General features: G+C 64.0%; 9 protein-coding genes. 4 read left to right on the top strand and 5 right to left on the bottom strand.

The genetic code is table 11. From position 1 onward, the window contains the following. Positions 1–114 precede the first annotated feature (114 nt). Positions 115–1,164 carry a LacI family DNA-binding transcriptional regulator gene (locus U5709_RS10580; protein ID WP_321970526.1) on the top strand — a complete coding sequence of 350 codons (1,050 nt, stop codon included), beginning with the start codon at positions 115–117 and terminating at the stop codon, positions 1,162–1,164. Between the two features lie 260 nt (positions 1,165–1,424). On the opposite strand, the gene rhaD is transcribed toward U5709_RS10580, so the two are convergent. The 5 genes from rhaD to U5709_RS10555 all read right to left on the bottom strand — a co-directional run bounded on the left by rhaD (position 1,425) and on the right by U5709_RS10555 (position 8,280). Beyond that, positions 1,425–2,258, bottom strand: a complete 834-nt coding sequence (rhaD, locus tag U5709_RS10575) for a rhamnulose-1-phosphate aldolase (protein WP_321970527.1) — start codon at positions 2,256–2,258, stop codon at positions 1,425–1,427. Between the two features lie 89 nt (positions 2,259–2,347). Continuing rightward, the gene (locus tag U5709_RS10570; RefSeq protein ID WP_321970528.1) at positions 2,348–3,823 is read right to left on the bottom strand and encodes a rhamnulokinase family protein; all 1,476 of its coding nucleotides are present in this window, start codon (positions 3,821–3,823) and stop codon (positions 2,348–2,350) included. Between the two features lie 30 nt (positions 3,824–3,853). Next, positions 3,854–5,281 carry an arabinose isomerase gene (locus U5709_RS10565; RefSeq protein WP_321970529.1) on the bottom strand — a complete coding sequence of 476 codons (1,428 nt, stop codon included), beginning with the start codon at positions 5,279–5,281 and terminating at the stop codon, positions 3,854–3,856. Between the two features lie 368 nt (positions 5,282–5,649). Further along, positions 5,650–6,474 (bottom strand): PRD domain-containing protein, encoded by an 825-nt coding sequence (locus U5709_RS10560; protein ID WP_321970530.1) that lies wholly within the window; start codon positions 6,472–6,474, stop codon positions 5,650–5,652. 123 nt (positions 6,475–6,597) lie between these two features. After that, positions 6,598–8,280, bottom strand: a complete 1,683-nt coding sequence (locus tag U5709_RS10555) for a PTS transporter subunit EIIC (protein ID WP_321970531.1) — start codon at positions 8,278–8,280, stop codon at positions 6,598–6,600. A gap of 541 nt (positions 8,281–8,821) precedes the next feature. Here U5709_RS10555 and U5709_RS10550 point away from each other — a divergent pair. The 3 genes from U5709_RS10550 (at position 8,822) to U5709_RS10540 (ending at position 10,952) form a co-directional block, all read left to right on the top strand. Then, a complete protein-coding gene (locus tag U5709_RS10550; protein WP_321970532.1) occupies positions 8,822–8,983 on the top strand; it encodes a hypothetical protein in 162 nt (53 codons plus the stop codon). 332 nt (positions 8,984–9,315) lie between these two features. Continuing rightward, positions 9,316–10,323, top strand: coding sequence for an ROK family protein (locus U5709_RS10545; protein WP_321970533.1), 1,008 nt, complete (start codon positions 9,316–9,318; stop codon positions 10,321–10,323). Then, the gene (locus U5709_RS10540) at positions 10,323–10,952 is read left to right on the top strand and encodes a sugar O-acetyltransferase (protein WP_321970534.1); all 630 of its coding nucleotides are present in this window, start codon (positions 10,323–10,325) and stop codon (positions 10,950–10,952) included. The genes U5709_RS10545 and U5709_RS10540 overlap by 1 nt, the downstream gene beginning before the upstream one ends. Positions 10,953–10,974: the final 22 nt, after the last annotated feature.

Genomic DNA, 10,974 nt, shown 5'->3' with positions numbered 1-10,974 from the left:
TGGGAGCGCCGGGGCCAAGAAAGCGGACAAAGGGGCTGTCCCTTTGTCCGCTCGCGCCAAACAAAGCGCTGCTACACTGTGATGCAACCAATTGAAGCGCATCAAGGAGCATCCATGGGCAAGGTCAAGATCAGCGACGTCGCGCGCGAGGCCGGGGTCTCGCTCGGCACGGTGAGCAACGCGCTCAACCACCCCGAGAAGGTCAAGCCCGAGACACTCGAGCTCATCCAAGCCACGGTCGATCGCCTCGGCTTCATCCCCTCGCAGAGCGCCCGCTCGCTCGCCGGCGGACGAAGTCGCGTCTTCGGCCTCGTGCTCCCCCGCCTCGACCACGGATTCAGCCTGCAGATCGCCAACGGCGCGCAGGCAGAGGCCCGCGCCAACGGCTACGACCTGCTCATCGCCAGCGCCGACAACGACGATATGCTCGAGGGCCGCTACCTGCGCTACTTCATGGGCGCGCAGATGGCGGGCGTCCTCGTTCAGCCCATGGCAGCCGGCGAGACCTGGGCCCCGACCATGGAGAAGACCCCCATCCCCACCGTCTACCTCAACGTCCACTCTGACGCGCCGGGCATCTACGTGGCCGCCGACAACAAGGCCGAGGGCCGGATGCTCCTCGAGCACGCGGCCGAGAGGGGGGCGCGCCGCGTCTGCATGATCGGCGCCGCCGACTTCACGCAGCTGCTCCTGCGCGCCGAGGGCGTGAGCGAGGCCGCCGCCGAGCACAGCATCGAGCTCGAGGTCGTCGAGGAGGGCAGCTGGAACACCGCATCGGACGGATTCGAATTCGGCCGCGCACTCGCCAAGCGCGACGCCGAGAAGCGCCCCGACTTCGTGATCTGCCTCACCGACGTGCTGGCCGCGGGCGCGATCGCTGGCCTCACGGCCGAGGGCCTCGACGTCCCCGGCGACATCCGCGTCTGCGGCGGCGACGGCAACCCGCTCGCTTGGACGGGCGACGTCTCGATAACGACAATCGCCTCCCCCGGCGCCGAGATCGGCCGACAAGGCGTGAAGCGCCTGCTCAAGCGCATCGAGCAGGGCGGCTCGAACCCCACCCAGAGCCACATGGACCTCATCGGCACCGGCCTCATCGAGCGCGCCAGCACCGGCGCCCGCCGCGCCGACACCCCCGACCTGGACCTGGGGACGTACCTGTAAAGAACCCCCTATTTTGCGGGCGCCGGAAAACCTGCAAAAGGGACTGTCCCTTTTGCAGGTTTCTACCCGCCAAAATGTACAAAATGCAATGTTTTTAAATCCCTGCCCGTTCGCTCGACTAACCGAGAGACCCCGCAAGCCGAGAAGCCCGCTGCCCCTTGCTTCTGGCGATTTCGCGCAGCGAGTGAGCGCGTAGCGCGAACGCTGAGCCAGAAGGAAGGGGCGGCGGGCTTCTCAGCCGAACGGGGTCCAGCGCGAGGCTAGTCCACGAACTCCTCGTTGATGGCGATGTTGAAGTCGCGGCAGGTGTCCTTAAGCCCCTGGTCAGAGATGACGTTCAGGAACTTGTCGCTGCCGCCGTTGGCCGCGCGGGCGGCCACGTAGAGCTGGGCGGCCTTCTCGACGGTGTGGGCCAGGCCGAAGGTGGTGTCGAAGTCGGGGCCGGCGGCAAAGAGGCCGTGGTGCGCCCAGACGATGGTGTCGTAGGTCTTCATCAGCTCGGAGCTGGCCTCGGCGATGGCGGGGCCGCCGGGGACCATCCAAGGCACGACGCCCACGCCGCCCGGGAAGACGACGACGCACTCGGTCATCATCTGCCACAGGACGCGGGTGAAGGCGCGGTCCTCGAGCGGCACGATGAAGGACATCTCAATGATGCCCGGGGTGTGGGCGTGGTAGATCACGCGGTTCGCGCCGTCGGTGCGGGCGGCGGTCACGCAATGGTTCATGTAGTGGCTCTCGAACTCGGAGGTCGGGCGGGCGCCCTCAAGCAGGCCCCAGACGATGCGGAACGCGTCGCCGGTCTCGTTGATCTCGACGATGCCGATGTTGTGGGCGGGGTCGCCGGCGACGTTCCTCATGTACTTGCCGGAGCCAGTGGACACGAAGTACTGGCCGGCGAGGTTCTCGCCGCGAACGCCCATCTTGACCCACTCGCGCGGCTCGGCGTCGAAGAACGGACGGGCCTCGGCGACCTCCTCGTCGGTCATGCGATAGGTGAGGTTGCCGCCGTTGCGCTCGTGCCAGCCCTGCTGCCAGCCGTCGTCGCACATGCGGGTAAAGCCCTTGATGAACTGCAGGTCTTCCATAGCCATGAGGTTTTCCTCTCTCCTTGTAAGACGAAGGGACTCTCCCCTCGTCTTATTTTTGCTGTCAGTGGACAAAGGGACTGTCCCTTTGTCCATTAGTGCTGAGGGTCGAAGCGGCGGATGTCGAAGCTGCGGGCGATGCAGGCGCGCGCGTCGGCAAGGTCCGCGAAGACGCCGTCGCGGATCATCTGGACGACGAAGTTGCCGATGCAGGTGCCCTCGATAGGGCCGGCGAACACGGGGATCCCGCAGGCGTCGGCAGTCATCTGGTTAAGATAATTATCCTGGCAGCCACCGCCGACGATGTTCAGGCTCGTGTAGTCGCGGTCGGTGAGCTCGGCCAGGCCCGCAACCGCGCGGGCATACGAGCTCGTGAGGCTGCAGTACACGGTGCGCATGACCTCGCCGATGGTCTCGGGCACGATCTGGCCCGCGTCTGCGCAGGCGGAGCGGATCTCCTCGAACATGGAGTCGGGCGCGAGGAAGCGCTCGTCGTCGACGTCCACGTAGGCGGCAAAGGGCTCGGCGTCCTGCGTCATCTGGATAAGCTCGCCGAAGCCGATCTGGTGGTCGAGCATGGCCTTGTTGGCGGTCTTGCCCTCCACGTAGTCGACGCCGTTGACCTCGCGGCGCACGGACTGGTTCATCCACAGGCCCATGATGTTCTTGAGGAAGCGATAACGGCGCTGGTAGCCGCCCTCGTTGGTAAAGTTCTGCTCGCGGGCCGCCTCGCCGCACACGGGCTCGGGCAGCTCGCAGCCGAGCAGGCTCCAGGTGCCGGAGCTGAGGTACGCCGCGTGCTCGTCGCGCGCCGGCACGGAGAGATACGCGCTGCCGGTGTCGTGGCTCGCGCAGAGCACGACGGGCGCGTCGTAGCCCACGGCCTTTGCGACCTCAGGCAAAAGACCGCCTGCCACGGCGCCAGGCATCGTGGGTGCGAGGAAGATGCTCGCCGGGATGCCGAAGGCGTCGAGAACCCCCTGGTCCCAGGTGCAGGCGCGCGCGTCGAGCAGGCCCGTGGTGCTGGCGTTCGTGTACTCGTTGGTCTTGGCGCCGGTGAGCCTCCACACGAGGTAGTCGGGCACCATGAGGAACGTGCGGGCGGCCTCGAGCTGCTCGGGGTGCTCGCGCTTCAAGGCCAGCAGCTGATAGGCGGTGTTGAACGGCTGGCGCTGGATGCCCGTGCGGGCGTAGAGCTCGGCGGGGTCCATGATCTTGTCGGCGACCTCGAAGATGCCGTCAGTGCGGCCGTCGCGGTAGGCCACGGCGTCGCCGATCATCTGGTCGTTCTCGTCGAGCAGCACGAAGTCGACGCCCCAGGTGTCGATCGCAATAGACTGCGGCACGATGCCGGTCTTCTCGCGGGCGGCGGCGAGGCCGCGGACGACGTGCTCGTAGAGGCCCTCGATGTCCCAGCAGCTGTGGCCGTCGCGTAGGACCTGCGCGTTGTCGAAGCGGTAGACCTCCTCGTAGGCCATCTTGCCGTCCTCGACCCAGCCCATGAGCACACGGCCGCTCGAGGCGCCGATGTCCACGGCCGCGTAGTGCTTGGTGTCAATGCGTCCTGCCATGTGGTTCTCCCCTCTTGACCAGGCGCGCGTTTAACGGCAGACGATGTCGACGGGCACGTTCAGGATCTTGGCCACCTTGAGGATGGTGTCGATGTGGGAGCCGAGGGCGGCGGCCATGTGGTGCGTGGGGCCGGTCTCGTTCCAGCGGTTCATGAACTCGCGAGCGCCGCAGGAGAACTTCATGCGCATGTTGGTGTCGCCGAAGGTGAAGATCGGGCCCTCGACGTTTTCGCCCTCGGCCACGACGAACTTGAAGTTGCCGTCGCCGTCCTGGGTGATGCCGAGGTAGGTCACGGTGCCGAGGCCCGGGTAGAACTGCGTGAGGTAGCCGCCGCCGGTCTTGCCGTGGAAGACAGGCACAACCTTGAGCGTGGGCTTCTTGGCGGTGGAGATGTCGGCGTCGCCGGAGCCGGAGTGGCCGATGATGACGACGTCCTCGGGGAAGTCGATGGAGTACATCTCGGAGAGCTGGCCCGTGCCGGAGATGGTCTTCAGGATGCTCATGGCCACGGCGACCTTCATGTCGCCCTCGACGGCGCAGGCGGTGCCCTGCTTGATGAGCATCGAGAAAGCCGGGATCAGCATCGAGTCGAGCACGCCCGCCTTGCCCTGCGCGAAGCCGTCGTAGTGGCTGGCCACGAGGCCGATCTCTTCGTCGCGGCACCACTGCTCGAAGGCGATGACGTACTTGGCCATCTCCTGGATGGGCTCGTCGGAGACCTCGGCGCCGCCCTCAATGTCGAAGGTGCCGATGATCTCGGCGGCCTTGGCGTCAATGGCGGCCTGGTCAGAGATGTCGTCGGCGATGGCCCACATCTTCTCCCAGTCGAACTGCTTGGTGTAGAGGCCCAGGCGGTTGTAGAGGTTGGTCTCGTCGATGTAGAGGTCCATCATGCCGGGGTACGGGCGGCCGATCTGCGCGATGTTGGTGCGGCGCAGGCGGCGGCGGACCTGGGCGGCGCGGCACCACTCGTCGAGCTGACGGGTGACCTCGGGGTCGCCGCCCTCGACGACGCCGGTGATGACGGCGTGGCGCTTGCCCGCACGGTTGAGGTCGGCCACGACCTCGCCGGGGGCGCCGCAGGCGTAGAGGTCGCCGAGCCAGATGGGGATGTCGGTCGCGGCGTAGTCGGGCTGGGCCTTCTTCTGCACGTTGACGACAACGACGGGGACGTCGAGGTCGCGCACGGCGGGCAGCACGTTGTAGCTCGTGGCGTAGGTGAGCATCTGGAGGATGACGAGGTCCACGTCGGCGGCGCGGAAGAGGTCGCCCGCGTCCTGGGCCGCCTCCTTGGTGGTCACCATGCCGCCGTCCACGAGCTCGACGGTGGTGGGCAGGGTGGCCTTGAAGTCCGCGTACTGCTGCTCGAAATTGGGCACGAGCTGCGGGAACTGCGGGAGATAGGCGCCGAGGGCGATTGAGAAGACGCCGACTTTGGCCTTGGTTTCGACGAGCATGGGACCTCCTTGATTAATGTGATTTGAAGCGTTTCAATCCTGTTGATTTGTAGTATGGGTTGAAGCGCTTCAAATGTAAAGAGAAATACCGGAATTTACCGCTCGCGAGGCCAACCATTCCGCGAACGGTCATCCGCCCGCTGACGGACGCGTCTGCGGCTCTCGCCGTTCCCACGCGCGTATTGGCCGGTGATTAATCCTCGATTTGAGGGTTTTGCGCCCGCGGCATTAGCGCCATCGCGCAAAACCCCAAAATACAGGAAGCTTTCATCCTCAAATCATGGGTTTTGCGTCCCGGGCTAAAATCTGACAACGCAAAACCCTCAAATCGAGGAGCGATGCCCAGGCCCCACCGATAAAACCCGCCCCTATTGCAGCGTGGCACGAAGGCGCTGCACGTGCATGAGCAAGTAGAGCACCTCGTTCTCGCAACACTCCCAGCCGCGCGCCGCCAAGAAATACGCGAGGATATCCGCCACGCAGGCATAGGCCTCCGGATAGGCTTCCTTCATGGCGGGCAGCATGGTCTCGAGGCCGTCCTGCGCCTCCTTGCCGTTCTGGATCCGCTCGAGCAGGTAGCGCAGATGCGTGGCGAAGCGCGCATAGGTAAACGACGCGGCATCCACCTCGCCGAAATGCTCGGACACGATTCCCGTCACGTCCTCGAGCACCTCGGCGGCGCGAATCGTCGCCTGCATGTCGCCCTGCTCGGACTCGCTGTCGATGAGGTGCAGCGCGATGTTGGTCACCTCGGCCTCGGGCAGCTGCGCGCCGAGGCGCGACTTGACGAGGCTCACGGCCCGCCTGGCCACGGCGACCTCGCGCGGGTACAGGTGCAGCACGTCGAACGAGAGCGGCGATGTGATAACGACGCCCTGCTCAACGCGGCTAACGGCAAAGTTGATGTGGTCGGCGAGCGTCACGGGCGCGTTGGGGTTGAACGCGCACTCGAGCTTGTCGCTCGCGTAGTCGATAATGTCAGCCGCGAGCATGAGGGTGTCCTGAGGGATGTCCTTAAGCGCCGCGATGGAGGCCCCGCCCACGCCGTAGAACGTGCGCTCAACGCACGACAGGTCCTTGAGCTCGAACGGCGGACGCCGAAACGCGATGCCCTTGCCAAAGACAACGAGGTCCTGCCCGTCATCGTCGCGAGCCAGTGCGCAGTTGTTGTTTATCTTCTTCAAGATCCACATCGAAATGCCTCCCCCGTTCGCAACCTACCATAGACGCCGTGCGGCGGGCGCGGCGTAACGGCGAAACGGCGAGACGGCCCCGTCATCGGAGCCGCCCCGCCCGTTTTGCCAAGAGACCTTGACTTACTTGCCGACCTCGCTACGAGACTTGCCGAGGTAGCAACCGTCGTCGTGGTAGGTGGCGAAGGTAAAGATAAAGGCGACGATCATGAGCACGGCGAGGACCGCGGCGTAAGCATACATGCAGTACGCGTCGTTGCTCACGGGATCGACGAAGCTCGGGAGGCTGAAGAAGCCCATGCCGCCGTTGGTAAACTGCTTGACGCCCAGAATGCCGCAGGCAAGGCCGCCGATGGCGGAAAAGACGATGTTCTGGACATAGAGGAACTTGGACGGAATCTGGATGCCGTAGAGCAGGGGCTCGCCGACGCCGCAGAACTGAGAAACAAGGGCCGGGATAGCGATGCCGCGAGTGCGCTCGTTCTTGGTGCGCAGGGCGACGGCCAGGCCCTGGCCGAGGCCCACGAAGCCGCCGATGCCGGAGCCGACAAGGGGATCGAAGCCGAGGTTAGCCATGTTGCCCAGCGAGATCGGCATCATAGCCCAGTGCAGGCCGAACATAACGAGGGTCGAGAAGATGCCGCCGATGACCAGGCAGCAGAGCGGGCCGCCGATGGTCGGGATGGAGTAGATGCTGTTGACGACGAAGGTGATCAGGCTCGTGGCGAGCGAGGCCACGGGGCCGATGATGACGTACTGCACGCACACCATAACGGCGAACACGATGGCGGGAGCAGCGAAGTTGCGGATAAGATCCGGCAGGTTGTTGCGCAGGGCCTTCTCAAGCTTGGCCGCGAAGTACGTGGAGATAATGATCGGGAAGACGCTCATGGTGTAACCGGAGAGCGGGTAAATCACCGGGATGCCGAAAAGCGTGGTGTAGTAGTTCATCTCGAAGGCCGAGCCCGCGAAGAGGGTGCCCAGCGCATCGCCGGAGGAAAGGCTGACCATGTTGGGGTACATGAACGCGATGCCAAGGACCATGCCGGTGAACTCGTTGCAGCCGAAGTGCTTGGAGGAGGTGTAGCCGAGGATAATCGGCAGGAAGTAGAAGAAACCGTCGCCCACAGCGTACATGAGCTGGTAGATGCCGTCGGTCGCGCTGATGAGGCCCAGGGAGGCGAAGAACGCCGCAAGGCCCTTAAGCATACCGGCAGCGGCCATCGGCATGAGGACCGGGGTCATGACGCCGGAGATGGTGCGCATGAGGGAGTGGAGCGGGGACTTCTTACCATCGTCTTCCTCGGCAGCAGGCTCGTCGTCGGCGTCGACCGTGCCGACGCCCGGAACCTGGTACTCGTCGAGGAGCTCGTTGTACAGGTCGTCGACCTTGGCGCCGACGACGACCTGATACTGGCCGCCAGCCTTCATGATCTGGATAACGCCGTCGAGGTTGCTGATGACCTCGTCGTTGGCCAGGGACTCATCCTTGAGGCTGAAGCGCAGACGGGTAATGCAGTGGCGGAGGCTCTTGACGTTCTCGATGCCGCCGACGTTGGAGAGGATCTCGCCGGCGAGCTCGTGGTACTTGCCCATGAGTTCTTTCCCTTCTTTCACGAACGTGCATTTAAGAGCGGAAGAGATGAGCGTGGCCTTCGCGACCCCGTCGAGTACGCGGACCTGCTCGAGCCTGACCTTGCTGCGATCCTTGACCACGAGGCGAACGGACGAATCGTCCGAGGCAAACGAAGTGATGTTCGCCTCGCCGCCCGCGAGGGCCTTGATGCTGTCGATAAGCTCGGTCATGGTTCCCCTTCCGTCGGCGCACGAGGCGCCTTATGCCGGCATGCTGTTGTGCACCACATCATGCCTGAAAAGCTGCGCGGGACAAAAAATGACCGGCCCCCGGGCGCGTCGCCGCGTCGGGTGTCGGTCATGCTTCCGTACGGAATAGCAATCCTGCTGGCGCCTTTTCTCCGGCGCAGCTGTTTCTTGGGGCATAGTTTAGCGGCTGGGCGGGTGTTGAGGAGTGAAACGCTTCAATTTTGTCCGTGAACGGTCGAGTTTAGGACCGTAAGCGGACGTACGGGCGAGTGGCGAGACGACGCTCAGTAAAGCATTGCTTGAAGATGCCGCGAGGACAGCCGGAGTTTTGCGAATGAGAAACTCGGAGCTAAAGGCAAGAATCCGCCATCAGTGTTTTAATGGCTCTCCACCTTAATCCTGCCTGAATGCATCCTAAGCGATATTTCAGGTTTTAAGGTTTGCTAGCATTTTCCTTAGCAGACGTTGCCGGGTCAACAATCCGTAAAGGACGGCGGCCGGGCCCAAATCTAAGGAGGAAGCAATGTCTGACACCAACGAGACCACCGAGAACACCGAGCAGGGTATGCCCCAGATGCCGAACGGCCAGCAGGGCGGCCCCCAGGGCGGCATGGGCATGCCCCCGATGGGCGGCCAGCAGGAGCAGGGCGAGAACACCGAGTCCACCGACCAGGCCCAGGCCTAACCGCGCCCCCGCGCCCCGCGCCTCTCCCTAAAGTTCGGAAGGCTTCCGAACTTGCGTCGCAGGTCCTTAACTATTTGATTAAGTCATCTACCTGCGGTTATATGTTTCTAAACTAAAGTTCGGAAGGCTTCTCAAGTTTGGAAGCCTTCCGAACTATTTGGTATAGGCGAGAAGGGTGGGGTTAGCGGGTGAGGTCGACGAAGCGGGCGCCGAGAAGCTCGGCCAGCGGCTCGGGCGCCACCTGCAGCGAGAGCCCGCGACGCCTCGTGCGCCAAAGAGCGTCATCGTATATTATTACAGGTATTGTAATATTCAACTCACAGGGGGCGCGCATGGCGACTACAAGCGAGGTCCGGCGTAACAACATCACTGCGATTCGCCGCTTGCTTTGGCAAGGCGGCCCTCTGAGCAAGAAGGACATGGCCACCGAGCTGGGGCTGAGCGTCGCGACCTGCAATACGCTGCTCAACAACATGGCTGCGAGGGGCGAGGCGATCCTCGAGCCCCGCCGTACCGGGAGCGCCGGGCGCGGCGGGTTCTGTTACCGAGCCTCCGAGGATTACGCAAGCATCGTCGTGGCCGAAATCGACCTGCACGGAGACGAGCGCGTGTTCCACGCAAAGGTCCTCTCGTTCACCGGATCGGTGCTGAACGCGCTCGACGCAACGCTTCCCCACCTCGATGGCGGCGAACTGATCACGTTGATCGAACGGGCCTGCAGCCTGCTTGGCAATGTCCGCCAAATCGTCCTCGGCGTCCCCGGTACCGTCCGGGAGGGCGTCATTGACCACTGCGACGTCCCTGAGCTCAACGGCGTCGAGCTCGAAGCCAGCGTGGCCGGGAGACTCGGCCTCCCCATCCACATCGAGAACGACATGCACCTCAAGGCGACCGGGTATTGCCACGAGCGCTGCGACCGTGACGAGGTCGCCACCCTCGCGAACTTTCCCCCGCATGTGCTGCCCGGCACGGCCACCGTCCATGCGGGCAAGCCGATTCGAGGCGCTCACGGTTTCGCCGGCATGGTCGGGTTTCTCCCCTTTGAGGAAACGGGCGCACCGATGAGCCGCGAGCGCGAGCTGGAGCTGTTGGACATCGAGACCTGCCGGCCGATCATCGCACACGCCGTCGCCTCGCTCTGCGCCGTACTCAACCCCGACGTGATCGTGCTCACGGGCGGGCTTCTCGACGAGACCTGCACCACATGGCTCCGCGAGGCGTGTTCCCGAACACTTCCCGAGGAATTCTTGCCTGAGTTTCGTTTTGAACAGGACTTTAACCGTTACTACCTCATCGGCATGCACCAGACGGCGCTGAGCTATTTGGAAAGGACACTCTAATGAGCGCACACGACACGAACAAAACCGAAGCCTCCGCCACCGCCCGCGAACGCATGGACGCCGGGCTCTGGTACGACGCGAACAACGACGCCGAGCTCGCGGCCGAGCGCCTCCGCGCGAAGGACCTCTGCTTCGAGTTCAACACGACGCGCCCCTCTGATGCCGAGAAGCTTGCGGAACTCCAGGCGCAGATCCTCCCCCACGCAGCAGCCGACGTCGAGGTCTGCGCCCCGCTGCAGGTTGACTATGGCTACAACGTCGTCGTCAGCGAGGCCACCTTCTTCAACCACGGCACTTACCTGATGGACGGTGCGCGCATCACCATCGGCTCGCACTGCTACTTCGGGCCGTCGTACGGCTTCTACACAGCCAGCCATCCCAAGCTTGCGCGCGACCGCAACCGCGGTTTTGAGCTCGCGAGTCCCATCACCATCGGCGACGACGTCTGGTTCGGCGGCGACGTAACGGTACTGCCCGGCGTGACCATCGGCCCTGGCGCGATTATCGGCGCAGGCTCCGTGGTCACGCGCGACGTTCCGCCGATGTGCATAGCCGCCGGCAACCCCTGCCGCGTGATCCGCGAGCTTACCGAGAACGACGGTCTGACAAACGAGGAATTGGGCATCTAGCTTCACATCATTTAGCCCACTG

It is taken from the genome of Paratractidigestivibacter sp. (assembly GCF_963660155.1).
Classification (GTDB): Bacteria; Actinomycetota; Coriobacteriia; order Coriobacteriales; family Atopobiaceae; genus Paratractidigestivibacter.
The sequence above is the reverse complement of the archived record's forward strand: the minus strand, read 5'-3'. Positions and strand labels throughout refer to the sequence as shown.